16 protein-coding genes and 2 pseudogenes are annotated in these 18,608 nt (G+C 40.0%); 7 read left to right on the top strand and 11 right to left on the bottom strand.

The genetic code is table 11. From position 1 onward, the window contains the following. Positions 1-56: 56 nt before the first annotated feature. The 5 genes from OCV30_RS20705 to OCV30_RS20685 all read left to right on the top strand — a co-directional run bounded on the left by OCV30_RS20705 (position 57) and on the right by OCV30_RS20685 (position 6,500). Positions 57-1,832, top strand: a complete 1,776-nt coding sequence (locus OCV30_RS20705) for a hypothetical protein (RefSeq protein WP_065680073.1) — start codon at positions 57-59, stop codon at positions 1,830-1,832. After that, entirely contained in the window at positions 1,832-2,173 is a 342-nt protein-coding gene (locus tag OCV30_RS20700) for a DUF2523 family protein (RefSeq protein ID WP_017103183.1), read from the top strand. Before OCV30_RS20705 ends, OCV30_RS20700 begins: the two co-directional genes overlap by 1 nt. Before the next feature lie 3 nt (positions 2,174-2,176). After that, the gene (locus OCV30_RS20695) at positions 2,177-3,544 is read left to right on the top strand and encodes a zonular occludens toxin domain-containing protein (protein ID WP_065680072.1); all 1,368 of its coding nucleotides are present in this window, start codon (positions 2,177-2,179) and stop codon (positions 3,542-3,544) included. Positions 3,545-4,090: 546 nt separating this feature from the next. Further along, on the top strand, positions 4,091-4,336 hold the full coding sequence (locus tag OCV30_RS20690; RefSeq protein ID WP_065680071.1) for a hypothetical protein: 246 nt from the start codon (positions 4,091-4,093) through the stop codon (positions 4,334-4,336). Positions 4,337-4,625: 289 nt separating this feature from the next. Next, positions 4,626-6,500, top strand: a complete 1,875-nt coding sequence (locus OCV30_RS20685; protein ID WP_065680070.1) for an NACHT domain-containing protein — start codon at positions 4,626-4,628, stop codon at positions 6,498-6,500. A gap of 65 nt (positions 6,501-6,565) precedes the next feature. On the opposite strand, the gene OCV30_RS20680 is transcribed toward OCV30_RS20685, so the two are convergent. After that, complete coding sequence (locus tag OCV30_RS20680) at positions 6,566-6,931, bottom strand: phage protein (protein ID WP_065680069.1); 366 nt, start codon at positions 6,929-6,931, stop codon at positions 6,566-6,568. Positions 6,932-7,106: 175 nt separating this feature from the next. Here OCV30_RS20680 and OCV30_RS20675 point away from each other — a divergent pair. Further along, positions 7,107-7,653, top strand: a pseudogene (locus tag OCV30_RS20675) (transposase family protein); the annotation flags it as partial. Here the strand turns inward: OCV30_RS20675 and drt2 are convergent. The 5 genes and pseudogenes from drt2 to OCV30_RS20650 all read right to left on the bottom strand — a co-directional run. Further along, positions 7,654-8,937, bottom strand: coding sequence for an antiviral reverse transcriptase Drt2 (gene drt2, locus OCV30_RS20670; protein ID WP_065680068.1), 1,284 nt, complete (start codon positions 8,935-8,937; stop codon positions 7,654-7,656). Between the two features lie 439 nt (positions 8,938-9,376). Then, positions 9,377-10,045: a hypothetical protein gene (locus OCV30_RS20665; protein WP_065680067.1), complete on the bottom strand. Its 669-nt coding sequence runs from the start codon at positions 10,043-10,045 to the stop codon at positions 9,377-9,379. Positions 10,046-10,182: 137 nt separating this feature from the next. Then, the gene (locus OCV30_RS20660; protein ID WP_141678308.1) at positions 10,183-11,091 is read right to left on the bottom strand and encodes a BstA C-terminal domain-containing protein; all 909 of its coding nucleotides are present in this window, start codon (positions 11,089-11,091) and stop codon (positions 10,183-10,185) included. A gap of 178 nt (positions 11,092-11,269) precedes the next feature. Beyond that, entirely contained in the window at positions 11,270-11,440 is a 171-nt protein-coding gene (locus OCV30_RS20655) for a hypothetical protein (protein ID WP_167351961.1), read from the bottom strand. Next, positions 11,425-11,616 (bottom strand): annotated as a pseudogene (locus OCV30_RS20650) (hypothetical protein); the annotation flags it as partial. The gene OCV30_RS20655 and the pseudogene OCV30_RS20650, both read right to left, overlap by 16 nt. A gap of 407 nt (positions 11,617-12,023) precedes the next feature. Between OCV30_RS20650 and OCV30_RS20645 the strand changes: the two are divergent. After that, positions 12,024-13,304: a GGDEF domain-containing protein gene (locus OCV30_RS20645; protein WP_065680064.1), complete on the top strand. Its 1,281-nt coding sequence runs from the start codon at positions 12,024-12,026 to the stop codon at positions 13,302-13,304. A 764-nt stretch (positions 13,305-14,068) separates the two neighbouring features. On the opposite strand, the gene OCV30_RS20640 is transcribed toward OCV30_RS20645, so the two are convergent. The 5 genes from OCV30_RS20640 to vxrA are packed head-to-tail and all read right to left on the bottom strand — an operon-like array spanning position 14,069 to position 18,461. Then, entirely contained in the window at positions 14,069-14,221 is a 153-nt protein-coding gene (locus OCV30_RS20640) for a YoaH family protein (protein WP_004731009.1), read from the bottom strand. A 41-nt stretch (positions 14,222-14,262) separates the two neighbouring features. Continuing rightward, positions 14,263-15,417, bottom strand: a complete 1,155-nt coding sequence (locus OCV30_RS20635) for a conjugal transfer protein TraF (RefSeq protein WP_012600631.1) — start codon at positions 15,415-15,417, stop codon at positions 14,263-14,265. A 59-nt stretch (positions 15,418-15,476) separates the two neighbouring features. Next, complete coding sequence (locus OCV30_RS20630; protein ID WP_017098137.1) at positions 15,477-16,355, bottom strand: DUF2861 family protein; 879 nt, start codon at positions 16,353-16,355, stop codon at positions 15,477-15,479. Beyond that, positions 16,355-17,014, bottom strand: a complete 660-nt coding sequence (vxrB, locus tag OCV30_RS20625) for a response regulator transcription factor VxrB (RefSeq protein ID WP_009845363.1) — start codon at positions 17,012-17,014, stop codon at positions 16,355-16,357. The genes OCV30_RS20630 and vxrB overlap by 1 nt, the downstream gene beginning before the upstream one ends. After that, positions 16,989-18,461 (bottom strand): sensor histidine kinase VxrA, encoded by a 1,473-nt coding sequence (gene vxrA, locus OCV30_RS20620; protein WP_009845362.1) that lies wholly within the window; start codon positions 18,459-18,461, stop codon positions 16,989-16,991. The genes vxrB and vxrA overlap by 26 nt, the downstream gene beginning before the upstream one ends. Positions 18,462-18,608: the final 147 nt, after the last annotated feature.

The following is an 18,608-nucleotide window of genomic DNA, read 5'->3' as shown; positions in this document are numbered from 1 at the left end:
TATATACGGGTATTAATGCCTCCTAACGGGGGCTTTTTTATATCTAGGTTTTGATTATGAAAACAGCCATTAACGCACTTCTACGCATTCTCTTTTTTATGACCTCTTGCTTGGTTTTCGTAACAAAATCCTATGCTTTGGATTGTCCCGCAGGCTCTGTCGATAGTGGCGGTGTTTGTGTTAGTGCTTGCGAAATTTTAAAGGGTACTAACCGCACCATTAGTTGGGATGCCTATATCAATGGTGAACAACCGACAGGTTTTTGTAATGGCGCTCACGGGGCTCCTATTCAGTGTGATATGGAACGTAGTGCTTGGGCTATTTCTACCGATTCACCAGATTTTCAGTTCTGGCAAGCTAAGTTCAAATTTACGGGTAAAACTTGCTCAACACCTCAACAATTTACCGGAGGTACTCCAAAGCGTTACCCTTGGGAGGGTGACCATAATATGAATGGTATTCTTGACGTTGATGAAGATTGGGACGGTGATGGAATCCCCAATGGCGTAGATAAAAACCCAAACAAGTCTGATAACACTCTAGAAGATAAAAACAACAACAATGTCCCTGATAAATTAGAGCCTTACCTCGATACGTTAGAGAGTACCGAGGTAATAAAATACGATATTAGTTGTCCTGCTGGCGTTCCTGAGAGCAAGTGTATGACTTTGTTAAATCTCGCTAAAGCTTCCGAGAAAGTTTCGGTTACGAACAGAGAGCTAACCAAAGTCGTTAAAGATTTGGTTTCAAAAAGCGCATCAAAATCTGATGTTGAGAACGTTAACTACAGTATTAGAAGTGCGTTATCTCAAATGGTTGATAAGGTGACCAAAACTGAGGCCAGTCTAGTTGATAAAGCTAAACGCTCTGATGACCTGTTGACTGACCTTGTAGACAATAAAATCATTGGTGCTATCGATGGTATTCCGGCCTCTATAGCAGCGAAACAACAGCTAGAAACCAACAAGATTATCAAGGCTATCGACTCCATCGATACCGGATTAACTCAAAGACAAGATCTCTTTTTAGCTAAAGCAGCTTCCGCACAAATGAACACTGAACTCATTCAAGATTTGACCTTAAAAGTGGAAGATGTTGATTACAACCTCGCAGATGCAAAAAAGGAAGTAATCGACCAAGTAAAAAGCTCTCAAAGGAAGACAACACAAGCAACTGGTCGCGAGTTCATGCGTTTGAATCGAGCTCTTAGCACGCTTGATGATTCCATCTCTCAAGACTTTGTTGCGTTGCGTAGTTTCCTAAGTGACAAAATGGACAATCAAGATAAACGCAATGAAACCAACATAGACAATGCTGTTTCTAAGTTGAAAACGAGCATAGAAGATTCGACAACGGGGCTGTCTTCCAAAATAGAACAATCCGGCTCTGAGCTATCAGGGAAAATTGATGGGCTTTCAGACAAACTAGACGGTATGGGCGGCCTCGATGATGCAACCAAAGACGCGATAAAAGGCATTCGTGATTTACTAGGGGCTGATAGTGGTTTCTCTGCTCCTGTGGTTACTGACGATTTTATGGGTGGGTTTATTTTTGATGCGGATTCATTCAAAGATATCACCGCAGAAATCGAGGTTCTAAAGGAGAATTACAAGACCGAAACGGAGCAATTTAAAACCTTATTCTCTATCGACACCAAAGCATTCAAAGACGGGAAATATGTCGAGCATCAATTAGACCTTACTGTTGCTGGTCACAAACAGTCATTCAAAACTGGCGTTCTCTCTGCCCTTTTAGACAACGCCGAAATCATAAAAGCTATCGTTCTTTTCATCTTCGTTCTTATCGGTATCAAAATGATGGGGTCTAATTAATGGATACTATATTTGCTTTCTTTGATTGGGTTTCGACTCAATTTCAAGTCGTTGTCGATTTCATCAAATCGCTGCCTTATATCTTCTCGAATATCTTCTCTTACATTCAGTTGTTTTATTTGAAAATGAAAATAGCCGGACAAATAGAATTTATAAAGATGTCTTACGTCACTGCACAGATGTTATTGCAGGAAATAGGTTTTAACGATTTGTTAGCCGCAACCTTCAACGCTATGCCGTCTGAGATTCGCTTTTATGCCTTTAAGTTTGGTATTCCTCAAGGGCTTTCCATTGTGGCGAACTTCTTCACGACGGGCTTTGTAATGAGAATGACGAGGTAACGCATGGCTATCACAATAAGAACCGGAGCAAACGGCTCATACAAGTCCGCATACACGGCCTACTTCTCAATCTATCGAGCTCTCAAGGCGGGTAAGGTTGTCGTGACGAATATCGAAGGCATGCAACCATTAAATGTCATACAGGAGCGTTTTGGTGTTGAGTTCCCTACTACATCAAAACTGTTTCGTATCTCGTCTAGGGACTCGGCAGGTGTTCATCTATGGACGCACTTTTTCTGTTGGTGCCCTATTGGTGCTTTGATTGTTATCGATGAGTGTCAGGATATCTATTCCAAGAACATTGGTTTTGATATGAAGAAAGTGACCTACAAACCTGTCGAGGACTTCATCACCAAGAACGACGGCCAAGACGGTCTATTGCCTGAGTCTTACCTATCCTTTTTTTATTCTCGCTATACGCCTGCTGATATGGAACAGCTAAACGAATCGGAAACTGACGACCGCGGAGTCGCTGAATACGATGACCAGGGGCGCATTATCTATCCTCATACTTTCAATGAGGGATTCATGCGTCATAGGAAATATAACTGGGATATTGAATTGCTTTCGCCTGACTGGAAACAGATTGATACGGGCATCAAAGCATGTGGTGAGCAGAACTTTTATCACAAGGGACGTGACCAATTTTTTTGGACTAAACGCAAACCGTTAATATGGAAGCATGACAAATCGGTATCGACTCCAGTGATTCCAAAATCCAAAGACGTTAACACCACTACTCAAAAAATACCGTTGGATGCTTTTCTACTTTATAAGTCAACGGGAACAGGCATAGCCAAGCAAGCCGGAGCTATGAATACGCTTTATCGCAGTCCTAAAGTGATTGCAGTGTTTTTACTTTTTATTAGTTGTTTGGGGTACATGGCCAATGAAATATCCAATCGCGTTTTTGATTCTACTGAGGAAGTTCAGGAAGCGGAAACGCCACAATATCAAGATTCCCCTACTGGGAAAGACAGCTCAAAAGCTCAAGAAAGCGGTCAAGGTGCTAGCGGTGTATCTGATGGTGGGAATAGCAATCAAGCTGATAACAATGATGATGTTTCGAGTATTTCTATAGCGGATATCTTACCGTTTGACGGTATCCAAAAGGCATTTGTAACGGGTGTTAATTTCGCTATCAAGCCAAAGAAAATTGAACGTCATATCAGTATTGAGATAGTCGCGTCCGATGGGGTTTATAGCCTTAATCAGAATTATCTAAGGGCTTACGATGTGACCTACGATGTTATTGACGATTGCCTACTGAAACTCAACAGAGGCCAGTTAACCAAATTTATAACGTGTAAGCCTCATGATGTACTTTCAGATGAGCCCGAATTAAAACGAGCTGATGTTAAATTATTTTAGTTATAAATAGGTGTTTTTATGAGTGTTCAATGTGTTATTCGCAATGGTCGTTATTTCTACTTGATTGATAGAGTGTGCAGAACCAAGCCCCGCAGGGATAAGCGAACATGATCATGTTAAGGGGTCGATTCAGCTTGATGAGCGATAATCAGCGAAGCGCAGCTGGCGTTCGAGAGACAAACGAAAACCCTTCATCTTGCTAGGCGCTCTTTAAACTTGGGTAGGCTTTGTTGAGTCTTAATTGGTGGTTATAGTTTTACTGGAGGTGTTAAGTGGAAAGTGTTGATTTGACGGCTAAACAGGTAGAAATCTATCGAGTTTTTTACAATTCATCTTTTGGAATGTTTAAACGTGTAGGAGCTCCGACATTTGCAGAGCTTCTAGAGTTTAGGCTTCATATTACTCGGCTTCAGATGATTTTAACTTTTCGTTAAGTACGTATTATGGTGTTTATTTTTGCTATCAAAACGTTAACCGGCTCCAGGACTCGAGATGAAACTTTGCTATCATAATTGAACCAGGCAATTTCTGCAGAAAGGAAAAATGATGGCAATAACAATTCGAGATACTACAGAGCACGAAAAAATGCTTTCAGATTTAAAAGAGCAGACCAACACGTCAACTATGAGCAAAGCTCTTATCAAAGGCGGTTATGATGCTTTGAGATATAAAGAGCTTTATCTTTCTGAGTGCCACAAGAATAAGCAGCTAACGGATAAGCTTTACGATAACAATCAGGCGGTGTCTGATTTTCTCAATGCCTTAGACGGTCTTAAACAAATTAGCTCATAGTTCGTATTATTAGCAGAGTTATGTTGAGGATTTGCTTTGCTTAACTGAATAAGAACGTGAGTTCCCCTGATGACAAGCAAGGAGGACGAAGACTGAGGACGACGAGCGCGGAAGATGGGGACAACCCCCGTGTTGTATCACGGGGGTAAATTCGACCTAACCATAAACGTTTGACTAACTAAGCTTTTGATCTTCATATCGCATTACTCAACGACATTGCAAAACGTCTTGTTATATCTGGATGGTATGTGACAAACTACTAAAATCATCAAATACAAGGTTAAACACGATGGAACCAGCTACTACTCTAACGATGGTTGCGTTAAAACAGATAGTGACGCATGTGGCAAAAAAAATCCTTGATAAACCATGGACACAAGATACTGAGTCAGGAAAAGGACTGCTAAGACAGTTGTCAGAAGACTACCCTGCTCAGGTATATGCTGAAAAATATGTCAGCCGTTTTATGAAAATGCGTACGCTTCATAGTGCAGAGTCAGATATCTACTTAGATGAAATATACTCTCCATTGAAACTAGTGGTTCAATCAAATTTAGATGAATTAACTGTAGATGACAATTTTACACTTAGTTATCGTCAAGTTATCAACATCATAGGTATTGCAGGTCAAGGAAAAAGCACAATTCTAAGAAAATTGTTCCTTGAAGAGCTTAAGAAAGGTGAACGTTTTCCTTTTATGATCGAACTAAGACGTGTTGGTGAAGATACTATTCTCGATTATTTCAAACAACAATTACGGGATATAGGGCTAGCCTTCAATGATGGAGATGTAGAGTTATTATTACAATCAAATAAAATAGTAATGATGCTAGATGGTTATGATGAAGTTTCATCAAAAAATCGCTTAAGAATGCTACTTGAAATAACACAATTAAAAACCAGATATGATTGTGATGTTATAGTAACAACTAGACCTGGCACTGAAATTTGTGGTGAAGTTGACATTACAAATTTAAAGGTTAAAAAACTAGATTTAGATGATATTATTTCTATAATTTCTAAGCTCGACAAAAACAAAGATATCGCAGAATTACCATCATTAATAAAAGGAAATATTCCTTTACAAGAAACATTAATAAGCCCTATTTTGGTAAATTTGCTATATGTCTGCTACCCCTATTTAGACATAGTTCCAGAAAGTGTAGTTGATTTTTATGACAAGCTATTTATAACTTTATTTAGTAGGCATGATAAAATCAAGAACTTTAATAGAGAGAAGTATTCTCAAATTGGTGCTATAGACGCAGGGAAAGTATTTAACGCGCTGTGTTTCGATAGTATAAACAAAAATGCTTTAGAGTTTTCCGAAGAGTCTCTTCATCACTTCCTACAGTCGGCAATTAACCTTACCCAATTGCCATTAGAACATACAGAATCAATTCAGCAAGACCTCTTGAATATAACATGCCTTTTACAAAAAGATGGTTTCGACAAGTATGTTTTCTTACATAAGTCCATACAAGAGTTCCATGCTGCTAAATTTATTGCTTCTTTGCCACATAAACATAAGGAAAAGTTTTACTCTAAACTTTCAAGTGTAATAGACAAAGAAGATAAGTTTGATAATGTTATGCTATTCCTTAAATATATCGACACTGATGACTTCAATACTTTACTTGTACTTGAATACTTTAAACATAAAAAATTGAATCACCTCAATACAGAAAGTAAAGATACAGTATTAGATTCAATGGTTGTCGATATACTGAAATCAAAAAAAATAGTATTTCAAGCGAATTTTGAACTTAATAGTTTCTCTTGTGAAAGCCAACATATATTAGAGCAAAATAATGTCCTATCAACTCTTAGTTTTTTAAAGAACGGAACTAGAAGATCAAGTTCTGATTTTGAAGGCATTATATCTAGACATTTATTTGAAATTGGTGAGAAATCTCAAAGAGTAGACCCACTTAAATTACGCGAACTGTCTGCTGAAGAAATCCTTTTGGTTTCAACTAATAGTCGTGATGATGAGTTTATTACAATAGATATGTATAGTTACTTGAACCTTCAAGGATCGCTAGATTTTTATAAAGGTATAGTGAAAGAGCAAATTACTAATTATTATGAAGAAATATACAAACCTATTAACGATAAGAGCGAACAAGTCTCACGAATATTAGATATAGACTTTGATATGTAAGCTACTTTTCATGTAAGAAAGATTGTGGTTTTCATCACAATCTTTCTTGTTCTTTCTAACTATTTTTATCTAATTTTTGCTATAGAACGAGCGATCTTTAATAAGTGGGTTGAAGTCTTTATCTCTAACTCTGACTGAATCCCCAATAACGCAATCCCTGCTAGTATTTGTTGTGGCCTCACGACTTGTCCTGTCGGCAGTTCCAAACTGTCGTATAACATTTTGAACTGTTCCCAATCATTACTTACGCTTAGTTCCCGGCCTTTAGCCATACGCATAAGCCTTTTACATTCAGGTGGTATCGGTTTTCCTTCATCCCAACCCGTGACAGTCCTCACAGTTTTAAAACACAGTTCCGCGACCTCTTCCTTGGTCATTTGGCACTCTAACTCTCGAAAAATGTAATTCTTACTCATTTCGCGATACTTCACCGATAAAACCTCTAAATACAAGAGGTTGCACTGTAATGATAAGATATGCACTATTGAACATAAGCAGACATAATACGCACTGAATTTGTTAGAGCAATTTAGTAATGTCCGGTTTGAGCCATTTTAAAATGTCCTCCTAAGCTTACCTATATTGGTCTGCTTAGGAGTTATCTGGATGCTTAGATTCAAGGTTCTGACTGATGTACGTGAAAAACGACTATGCCAAGTTGACGCTGCTGTCATTTTGAATCTATCTGCGCGTCATATCCGGCGTTTGGTGAACCAACTTGTCTCTCTTGGCGCGCAAAGTCTCGCGTGGACGCCCAAGTAATCGACGCTACTCAGAACATTTCAGAATTGAAAAACTGAAACTTGTTCGTGAGCATTATTCTGACTTCTCACCAACGTTCGCTCTGGAAAAACTGACTGAACTGCACAATCTATCAGTCTCTAAAGAAACACTGCGTCAATGGATGATCGCCGACGGACTGTGGCTTCCACATGCGAAACGAAAACCTCGGATCTATCAGCCTCGTTACCGTCGTGATTGCTTGGGTGAACTTATCCAAATTGACGGATCCCATCATGACTGGTTTGAAGGCCGCAGCGACAAATGCTGCCTATTGGTGTTCATTGACGATGCGACTGGCCGCTTGATGAACCTAAGATTCAGTGAGACAGAATCCGCGTTTGATTACATGCTGACCACGCGTGAGCACCTATTATATTTCTCTCTCTATTTCTTCATGAAATCTACGCCAGAGAGGCTTAAGTTGGCGTTTGATAGTTTTACTTTGCATAGTTTTTGCGGCCCTCAATCCATAGGTAACGAAATTCCTCCCACCTAAGTGAGTATAGCGACTATACAATTTACGCTTATAAAGTTTTTTCTCAGGCAAACCTTTAGTTATCCGAACCGAATTATACTTGTCCATTGTTCTTTTAGCTAAACGAATCCCACGTTTCATTTTTTCCGAATACCTCGCCAGTGAAGATGACCGAATATAAACATTTTCACCATCAAACATGAAACCTAAATATTGAAGCATTTGCTCCGAAGTTAAAGAGCCATTTTTATATTTGAATGTTCTTAATTCGGTTTTTTTTGGATTAATTGTAACTTTTAAGCTCTTTATTCGATCTTGAGCATAGCCCGCTACTCTAACTTTGAGAGGTGTCGGTACTATAAACAACATATCATCACAGTAGCGATAATATTTTCCACCATGAATATCTACGTACCTTTTCATTTCTGCATCAAACTCAAGCATATAAATGTTTGATAAAAGTGCGCTTATTGGAGAACCTTGAGGTATACCAAATGAGTTTTTGTTTGGCTTTATAAGCTTCTTCGTCCGAACGATATCTCGAAACTCCTTAGCAGTACAAATTCGATTTCGTCCATTTTTGGGGTTATTAGGCGAAATGCCAAACTCATTATACAAATCAACTTTATTTACTTGGGCAAACTTAGTGATAGATTTAAACACATTGAAATGGTCAGGTGGGAGTTTGTCTTTGCTTAGTAAACCAGCCCAACTTTGTTTCAAAATTGAGTGATCTAGCGTGTCAAAGAATTTAGAGAAATCTAAAGCTACTGCACTACACTCCCCCATATCCTTAATTTGCTCGAACGCTTCAAAGGCAAAATCGATATTACTTTTCCCCAACCCACGGAAAGCAAGAATACACTCTGATAGCCCTAGTTGCTTTAATCTAGATTCGTACTTTCTACTCAAAATTTCGGTATAGTAAGCATAAATATGGCTATCTACATGTGCTGAATAAGCAATTGGACGCTCTTTGACTGCAATATCGATTTTTCGCGTTTTCTTATCTTTACTTATTTTCTTAGATTCAACCGCATAATTGATTAAGGGAAAGAACGCATGTTTTGCTACAAGATCTGAGTTAGTGACTAGATTGCGTGCTTTTTTTAAGCTGATCGGCAAATCGAAATGAAGATACCCGCGATTTCGATACCAGAGAGGAATATTTGATGACATTAGAGTACTCTAGCAAAACCGAGGCAGACTTAGAACTGCGGCAATTCCTTACGCCTTACCTCGGCTTAACCAAGTTGTTAAAACAACCATCCACGAATCCGAAGACTCTAGCCGCGTCATGTTAGAAATGGATTATACTGTAACTATAACCGTGGAGGTATCTATGAAGACCCTATTCCAGTTCCTGCTGTCTATCTGCTCAGCTTGCCTTATTGGCATACCGCTGGGAGTTGACAACCTGTTAAGTTCCTTTTGATCAGGAACTAATAAGCCCCTACCAAAAGCCAGTCAATGATACGATCATAAGAAACAAAATGCAATGTAATCAATAAAGTATGATGTCAGTTCAAGAATCTAACATCCAGTTCCATGTGTAACTTAGAACGCCCCAGACACCCGGCGTAACAGGAATAACAAACCTTTAGGAGCCTTGTGGTTACTATATTTTTTTTAAGTCACTCTTAAAAGAACACAAGAAGTTCTCTAATTGTATAGCATTTAACTTTTGAATTGGTTTTGGGAAATCAAAGATCTCTAGAGTTTCTTCAAGAGAAGAGTCTTCCGGCAATAGTTCTTTATCCTCCAAATAGCTAGCCCCTATTCGAGTGCCAGCATGTAGAAATACCTTCGTCGGTTTAAAGCCTAAATATGCTGATATTCTTACCGCGGCATCATAAATTGATAACTCACCGAAACCAGAAACTTTAGTCGCTTTCACAATACTGTAGACATCATCAAATGATTTAGCCTTTTTTAACTGAGAGGACTTTGATCTAAGCTTAACTGCCATGCTTGATAATATAGTATTATTTACGCCTCGAAGATTACCCTTGTCGTCTTTAAACTCTTCTTGGTGAATATGCTTAAGCTCATATTCTTGTGACTCATATAGGATTTTAAACTTTGCACTACACCCATTCGCAATAGCAGCGTCCAAATTCGGTAAATTACGGTAGTATTGCAGGTATGCATCCAAGAAATCAGCACGACTCTCAAACTCAAAGCATTTCCCCAAGGTATCTCCATTTGCATCTTGAGGTTTAAATAATTTGTACTTTTTACTAAAATACAAATCGACAATTGACTCTAATTTATTCAAATTTTCCATAAATTCTCCTGGGAAAGAAACGTCAAGATAATATATGAATAAGGCTCCCACCTAACTCAAATCAGTGTTACTAAAAACAAACCCAACGTAGATAAATATACAAAACGTTGGGTGTATTCTTACTTTTTCAAGGACCTTTAGTTTAATAGTCTTTCTGACACTTCTGGAGGCATAACCGCTGATAGAAGTACGGGAACAGCTTCTAAGGCTACTGTCCCATCTTTAATTTTACGTTTAATGTATGCTGGATATTTCTCCGGCAGATAGGTCTCTTGAAACCACACTCTAAACTCTGATAATGCGCCCACAGGGTATGCATTGATCTCGGGATCTAGTTGTCGATATGAATCTGGATATTTATGAGCGATTTTGATTCGCTCACCATGAACAACCTCTAAGCTTTGATTTTTCCAAAACTTAGCCCAATGGATGCCCAAACTACCGTCCGGCATTATAGAGTCGTCAACAATAATATTATTGCGAATAAGAGAAGCAATAATCGTAGTAGCTTCATCAAACATCGTGAAATACCCTTTAGGGCATTCATTATTTAGGACTCGCTCTTGGAATAGTTTCCAGCTTTCAGATATTAGATCCTGTTCATTGTAATCAAGACGATCATATATATACTTACGCAAACCTAGCTTGGCAGCTCTACGATAGTTGCGAACAGCTTCTGGTTTAATTACCTGAGCATAGTGCGCGTAATAATCTGTAATAGCCATTACAATTTGTTCGGGCACAGCGTGAATCACGCCAGTAATCGAGTTCTTACTGTCTATCTCTACATAAAGACTGTCTGGAACAAAGTCCGACTCTGTCCATTCCTTTATTAATTCTGTTAGTTGTTGACCTCGGATTTTCCCCTGAGCTTCACCCGCGGACCAATCTTGTGCCAATTGAATCACTGAACTAGGCGCCAAACCACAAAATTTGGCTAAACCTTGAAGTGAAAGAAACGTCTCACCGTTAGGTAGGACACCCATACTAATATTATCAACTTCCTGAATTTTAACAGGAACAAGATTCAAAGGTTCTTGCTTCACTTCATTCTCCATGCTCGATATAAGGGATTAAGGGTAATATGATACCTTACACTCATATCTCAACGCATGATATGCAACTTTTGTTCTATAGGTCCCAATTATAGTGCAATTACTATAATTATCACTGATATACAAAAGGATAATTTTTTGGAACAAAGGCCCGGTATTTGTAACCTTTCTAGCCATTAGGGTCCTCCAGTTTTCCTATCCGTTGCTCTTGGTCTTGTTGCACTCGCTTTATCCAGTTGACGTCTGTTTTCAAAGCCGCAATCGTGCCAAGGCTTGAGACTCCGCCTGTCATGAATGCAATAATTAACGCATCAAGGAACGCCATCACTTCGTTTTCCATCGAGACGCGTAGTATTCAAGTAGATATCGCACCATGGCGCGCATGCCTAGCGTATCGATTACAACAGCACCGACTACAAACCAATAAGGGTTAGGGATGTTCTGCAGTGCATTGAAGCCTTGTTCGACATATGGCGCGTAATTGGGAATGAAAGACAAGATGAGTGGTACAAACGCTCTCATAGACAACAAAGTGTCTCGATAAAATTGAGCCTAAAAAGTGACACTGCAACATAACTGCCCTCCACTTTAATTGATGGACAGTAACAGCGGACTCGTGACTCGTTATCACAGCAAGCCATAAAACTCGTACACACCACTCTGATTACAACAAAACGATCCACTTTAAATTTAACTGTATAAATATACAGTTAAATTGATACCCCCGCAAAAACCACACTTATCGAGTGAATAGCATTCAAAACCAACGCCATGCGTACAGAATTTGTTCTAAAAATCAGTTTAATCATTAACTTTTCTGTATAATCTTCAATTCAATTTTAACTATTGGGTTCGAATGTGAATACTCGATAGAATCTCTGTTTGCGGTGACATCACGCATAACCACAAAGTTACATGTATGGATGATTAACATTTTGAGCGACAACGTATTCAGGCAAATCAATATATTCCTTTCGGTTTTTTGCCTCGCTGCCACTCTACTGTCGTTTATCTCTTACCATATGATCATGGATCAAAACTACGTTATCACTCCAGATAGATTCCCTACACTCGTTAACACTGACCAAGAACATAATGGTGGCACCAAAGGGGTGCTGTATAAGTCAGAAGACACCATTGAGTTACAGTGTGACTTTAAGCGTACCTATAGCTCGCCATTCTGTGAGATTGAGTTCGTTATCTCTACGGAAGGTAAAGGTCTGGATCTCTCAGTGTATGACTCAGTGACCATCAATATAGATTACGAAGGCCAAGAACAGCCAAGGTTTCGCTTTTACATTCGAAATTACGACGAGAATTACAGCGTTCAAGGTGACGCTATGTCTAATAAGTTCAATCGTTTAGATTTCTCGTTACCCGATAGAAAACACATCGACTTAGATTATTTCAATGTCCCTTTGTGGTGGATCGACTATTACAACCACCCTATTACGAATAGCGCCGTAGACGTTACCAACGCAGTGTCTGTTGAGTTAGGGCTTGGTGCTAGCACACTTGATGGGCACCATAAACTGACAGTACAAAGCATCGTTTTTCACGGCAAGACGATCGACAAGTTTGTACTAGGAAAACTCTTAATTAGTTTATGGGTGCTGTATGCGATTTACTATATATCTTGTGCGTTATATCTAGCCAGAAGAACAAGAACAGATGCCGCACAGCAACAACGTTTGTTGACTCAAGAAATTGAAGAGCTAAAGATAAAGGCTACAACCGATCCGTTAACCGGCTGTAGGAACAGAACTGAAGCTTTAGATGCTTTCTATGATTTTGAATGGTTAGCCCAGCAAGGAAAAACAATTCACATCGCTTTGTTTGATTTAGACCATTTTAAGCAAATCAATGATCAACATGGCCATGAAGTGGGTGACAAAGTACTTATTCAGTTTGTCGCAACGGCGAACGAGAGTCTTGGTGAGCAATATTTACTTTATCGCTGGGGTGGTGAGGAGTTCCTTTTAGTTTGCCTGGAGCAAACTGCGCTACAGTGTAACGAATCTATCAATAATCTATACCTAGCAATCGACCAAAGCGTTTGGCCTAAAGCGCTTAAAGTAACGACTTCGACTGGAGTAACACAGCTTAAGCAACATGAATCGATACGTTCTGCAATTAAACGTGCAGACAAGGCACTCTACCAAGCGAAAGACAACGGACGAAACCAAGTCGCAAAGTTGCACTAAAACTCGCTTGACTAGACTGCAGTTACACATTCAACTCTCTGCCAATACTCAATCAAGACGCCATTAATACCCTGTCGATATCTACTCTCCATTTAAGCTGCCGTCAGATTTTCAACGCAGACTAAAGAAGCCAAAAGCTTTACTGTCTCATTAGGGTTCTAATCGATGCGTACGCCTCTAAGCGCGCTCTCACCATCGGTAATAACACATTCTGTAGTAACGCCATTAATCGCATTCTCAGGTTGAGATGTATCGTTTCTAAGCTTCCTAACTACTTGTTCTAAACCGCACATATCTGACTAGTAAAAGCTTTCTCTCAGCAGTCGTAAGTCACTCGCGGTATCGGTTTTGAACATTACCGTCGTTACTTATCTCGCGCTGGTCTTCGAGGAAATCCTTATTATTCTGTTCCCTACACGCTTCCAATCACGCACTCTTATCCACTAAAAATGGAAGTCACAACGTCACTAGCCTTAAAAAACGCCATAGATTGAACCACTTAGACATGGTGACATAAATACTGACACCCAAAGTGATAGTTGTATTGCTTTTAGATCTTGCTGTAATTTAATTACAAATAGAAGCCCCCAAAAGCCTGATAAGCGGATTACTCTAACGTAACTCACTGAATAAAAAGCATTTAATGGTTTTGAATAGCTCGGGATTTAGGGTAACTAAAGAGTTGGTATGTACGAGATAATATTCTAGAGGGTAATTTGTTTAGTTATAGTGCGCTAGGGTGTTAAAAAAGAAGGGCTAATGCCCTACTCTTCTTTATTACTCATTTCTTCACGAATTTGCTCAGCAACGATTTTGATAGCTTGTGCTGTGCTGATGCCCTGGGTCATCATTTCTTGAATTCGTTCAACAGCTTTCTGTTGTTCTTCGTGAGAAAGGGTTGGTAAGTCGTTTAGCATAGTCTGCTCCTTTATTTAGGAGCAGAACTATATAAGGACTGTTAGTAACTAGCAAGGAAATTGATTGATGCACCCATTGCATTTTCATTTGTGTAGTTAGCACTTAAATCTAACTGGAACAAATTGAGTGGCGACAAACCAATACCTGCAGTGACTGTACCTTCTGAACCAGAGTATGCCAAATTCTTGTAGTACCCTGCCCTTAGCTGTAGCTGACGCAGAACATCAACTTCTGTACCAACGCGAATCATCTGTTCATTATCTTTGAACGAAGTAAACTTTTCGGTTTCATTTAAGTCATAGTCGACACTAAGCGTGAAGTAGTCCGCTACGATACCAGCACCTACGGTATATACTGGCTCTAGTTTGTATGCGTATTGGCCACCGACTTTGTGTGTCACACCGCTGGTCGTACTCGTTAAAGTTTGAGATGTATCTTTGGTATTGATATCTCTAGATATTAAGTTGGTAGCCGAAAAGCCAACTCGAAATGGACCTGTGAACCAAAGCGCGCCAGCATCCATATTAAAAGAAGTTTCACCTTCACCATTGTCTCTTACATCAGACAAATCGTAGCTCTTAACAGAAGCAACGTAGTTGTATGTGTAAATACGTTGAAGTTTAGGCGTGATACCAAATGAAATATGCTGCCCCATAAAGGTTTGATATTTAGCGAGAGTTAATCCAACTTCGGTAACACCAATAGCAACGGCTTCTACCGTCGACAACTCAAGTTTATCGGCATCTGTCGCTGACGCTTCGTTGTAAACATTTGGTGTAGCGAACGATTCTGTATAGGCTTTGCCGAATAGGTTCGCCGCTATAAATTGATTTGGGATAGCGAATGCGACAACACCACCAAGTTCAACATTAGCTTGGTTACCATCGAGTTTTTTAAGAGCTGCATCTAAATCTGCAGTGTTTGTCGCAGCCAGAGCGGAATCAATATTTGATTTCATGTCTTGGGGGTCATTATAACTACCACCAAAACTTGGCGTGATCATACCCATATCATCGTTACGACGATAAATAGCAACAAGTGCTGGGTTATAGAATGGAGCTGTTAGGAAGTTTGCTGAAACAACACCAACACCACCCATCGCATCACCACGCGCTTCAATGGCGTAGTTTGCTGCTGAAAGAGGAAGACTGGCGAATGCAATTGATGCTGCGAGTAGTTTAGTTGTATTTTTCATGCCGTTTATCTTTGTTAGATCCCTTACATTATTAACGGCTCAATTCTAAATTACTTTAGCTACTCTTCGCTAGAAATATCATAAGTTTTACTGATAGTTTGTGCTTGCTCTATCGCTATGTCACCTTGCCAGCGCGAATGCACCATTGAAACAGCTAAAACATAACGATCATTGGGCAGTTCTTCACCCGTTAAATTGGTCGGATAATCGGATTCATAACTTTTACCCCACACCTGCTTATATCGTTCATCGACATAATCGTATAAACCGACGTCTAGCTTTGGTAATGGGCAGTATGGGTTCAGCAGTGCTTTTTTATCGATCAACCAAGAGTCTTTAGATGCCCAACGAACTTGTTGACGCATAACCACCTCACCAAGAATGACCCAAGTGCTCCAGGAGTTACCGCTATTTCCTTTTACAGTCAGGCGATAAAGCCCTGAATCAAGTTGAGACGCTAAGCTATAACGTTTGCTGTATACGCTCACTGAAGTGTTATTGATTACCGGGTTGCCTTTGGTGAACTCACTGTCAGACGAAACGACCTTGTCGACCCACTTCTCAAAGGTGATGTCTTGGATGTTGCTTTCCGATTCAACATCAATAGCCACGCGGAATGTTTCCCTGCCTGGACTTTGAATAATGTGTCTTTTCACTACGACCGAGCTGATCCAATCCGGTAAAGTGTTTTTGGTGAGCGTTTTCCCACAATCTTTGTTCAATGCTTGCTCGAACAGCTGATTGAGATGATCTTCGCGAGATTGCGAAGCATTGATTTGCCAAACTTCCACCAATGAATCAAACATCAACGCTAAATCATTATCTAGCAGGTGCTTGTGCACTTGTGTCAGCGCATCACTGTCCTTAAACCAATCGGCTGCGTGTGCAGTATTGATGACACTTGATAAAATGAGTAGTGGAAGTAAGGCTTTTTTCATTACGCTTTCATCTTGTAGCCAACGCCACGTAAGGTTTCAATTTCTAAACCTGGCAACTTCTGTCTTAGTTGCAGAACGTGCGTATCTACAGTACGAGTTGTTGGGAAGTGGTTATAACCCCAAACGTGGTCGAGTAGCTCATCGCGAGTAAACACTCGACCAAGATTACTTGCCAAGAATAATAGTAAATCAAATTCCGTACGCGTTAACGTGACTTCCAGTTCGTTAAAAAACACTTCACGTGTTGCTTTGTCAATTACAAGGTTTTGAGCCATCACTTTTGATGCATCTTGGTCTTCAGCATCAGGTAGGCGTAGTTGTGCACGGATTCGAGCAAACAGTTCAGCTTCTGCAAATGGTTTCGTTAGGTAGTCGTTCGCACCTGAGTCTAAGCCGGCTACTTTGTCTTTTACTGTTACGAGAGCCGTTAGCAAAATAACTGGGATGTCTTTCTTTTTCTTCCAACCTGGAAGTGAATCTACTGAGTCGCCATCAGGAAGTTGACGGTCTAGGATCACAAGATCCGCTTGTTCCCAATAGCCTTCAACTTCAGAGATCAGCTCGGCATGTAAACATTCATATCCAGCTTGCTCAAGGCTAACTAATAAACCGTCAGCTAAATTTTTATCGTCTTCAACGAGAAGCAATGTCTGTTTCACAAGGTATCTCCAAAATAAATGTTGTTGGGGGGCCGATAAGCGTCATGTGACCGCCCATTTTTCCGACCATAGATTCTACTATCGTCAGACCTAAACCGAGTCCACTCTTACTTACGAATGGCTTTCTTAGTTGCCCCCAATCTTTGCGAGACAAGTCTCCATTATCTATAACTTTGAATGTCAGCTTCTTGTCAGAAGTATTCAGTTCTAGTATCACCGGGGCAACGCCGTATTTCACGGCATTTCTGATCAGGTTATCTATACACGTTCCTAACCAATATACGTTTACTTTTGCAGCAATATCTTTGTTTACGCGGAGTTCAATGCCCGGTGCAAAGTCTTCTTCAACTTTGTATTGAAGCCACTCTTCAACACTTGGCACCCACTCTGTTGCAAGCGGTTGGTTGTCTGATTGCAAATAGTCTTTACTTGCTTCTGCCAACTGCCTTAAACGGCGTGTATCTTCACACAACCTACGAAATTCATCATATACCGATTCTGGCAAGTGTTCGAACTCTCGCCTAAACCCTTCAACCGTCAATGACAAACTCGCAATCGGCGTTCTTAATTCATGCGTTAGAATTTGAAGAACCAGCATGCGGCTCTTCATCTCTTGTTTTTTACTGTTCCAACGGTAAACCGCCCACCCCAACACGAGTAGGATATTGGCAATCACCAAAATAAACATGGCGATCTGCAGAAGTTCTGAATGATCTTCTATTTCCCAACATACATTGCCGCGTTGGACGAAACAGCTGTTGCCTTCTGAGGACAAACTAAAGGATAAGCCCGCGAGCGTAGCGTTTTCGTTCCAAACTGATTCTTTATACAGGTAATATCTATCACCGCGCTTGACCCACATTTCATCAAGCTCAACAAACATACTCGCACCCGCTAACAAAGCTGTTATGGCTTCATTGTCCATCTTCTGTAGACGAGACAGTAGTTCATCGTGTTCGGTGTTCGGTCGCTCTTGAATGTGCATGTAGCGCTTCAACGAGTCAAATTTCTCTGGGTATAACTCAACGTAGCGTGCGGCATATGAACCGCCACCGGGATGAATCAAACCACTTCGAGTAAACCAACGATCAGAAAGTTTAGTCCCTTTACACATTGCACGAGTAAAGACCAAAGGCTCTGTGATTAGAGGGCTTAAGGGCAACTTTCCGCTGCATGTTTTTGATAACCGGTATAAGCGTTGGATGTCTTTTAGTGGGTATTCAGCAGTTTGCGGCAGCATAGAAGACGGCATGATCAAGCGAGTCGGGTAATCAGCCTGAAGCAGTCGAATATCATAAGATTCAATTGCCATTTCATGATCAAAAAGTTTAGTGAAGTTATCGATACGCTCAGGTAAAGAGTCAGCAAACGCGTTCACTGAAACTGATAATGTAGCGATAAGCAGAGTAAATGTTCTTTTGATGATCACAAACCAACGCAAATTCATATAGATCAATCAAATATATACCATTCGTTATCAAAGATAAATTTATAACCGCATGAAAAACCGTGCTAATGACGAGTTATAGCGACAATTACGATCATATTAGGACTATGTTGCACAGCTGTACTCAATAATCGTTTGAGTAGTCAT

Source organism: Vibrio atlanticus, from assembly GCF_024347315.1.
In the GTDB taxonomy this organism is placed as follows: Bacteria; Pseudomonadota; Gammaproteobacteria; order Enterobacterales; family Vibrionaceae; genus Vibrio; species Vibrio atlanticus.
Note: the sequence above shows the minus strand (reverse complement) of the source record. Positions and strands in the feature narration are given on the sequence as shown.

Excerpts from the sequence above, each read along its gene's own strand:
- OCV30_RS20700 (WP_017103183.1), top strand. The coding sequence starts at position 1,832 with ATGGATACTATATTTGCTTTCTTTGATTGGGTTTCGACTCAATTTCAA.
- vxrA (WP_009845362.1), bottom strand. The coding sequence starts at position 18,461 with ATGAATTTGCGTTGGTTTGTGATCATCAAAAGAACATTTACTCTGCTT.
- OCV30_RS20685 (WP_065680070.1), top strand. The coding sequence starts at position 4,626 with ATGGAACCAGCTACTACTCTAACGATGGTTGCGTTAAAACAGATAGTG.
- OCV30_RS20690 (WP_065680071.1), top strand. The coding sequence starts at position 4,091 with ATGGCAATAACAATTCGAGATACTACAGAGCACGAAAAAATGCTTTCA.
- OCV30_RS20705 (WP_065680073.1), top strand. The coding sequence starts at position 57 with ATGAAAACAGCCATTAACGCACTTCTACGCATTCTCTTTTTTATGACC.
- drt2 (WP_065680068.1), bottom strand. The coding sequence starts at position 8,937 with ATGTCATCAAATATTCCTCTCTGGTATCGAAATCGCGGGTATCTTCAT.
- OCV30_RS20630 (WP_017098137.1), bottom strand. The coding sequence starts at position 16,355 with ATGAAAAAAGCCTTACTTCCACTACTCATTTTATCAAGTGTCATCAAT.
- OCV30_RS20695 (WP_065680072.1), top strand. The coding sequence starts at position 2,177 with ATGGCTATCACAATAAGAACCGGAGCAAACGGCTCATACAAGTCCGCA.
- OCV30_RS20655 (WP_167351961.1), bottom strand. The coding sequence starts at position 11,440 with ATGGAAAACGAAGTGATGGCGTTCCTTGATGCGTTAATTATTGCATTC.
- OCV30_RS20645 (WP_065680064.1), top strand. The coding sequence starts at position 12,024 with ATGATTAACATTTTGAGCGACAACGTATTCAGGCAAATCAATATATTC.
- OCV30_RS20635 (WP_012600631.1), bottom strand. The coding sequence starts at position 15,417 with ATGAAAAATACAACTAAACTACTCGCAGCATCAATTGCATTCGCCAGT.
- OCV30_RS20665 (WP_065680067.1), bottom strand. The coding sequence starts at position 10,045 with ATGGAAAATTTGAATAAATTAGAGTCAATTGTCGATTTGTATTTTAGT.
- OCV30_RS20640 (WP_004731009.1), bottom strand. The coding sequence starts at position 14,221 with ATGCTAAACGACTTACCAACCCTTTCTCACGAAGAACAACAGAAAGCT.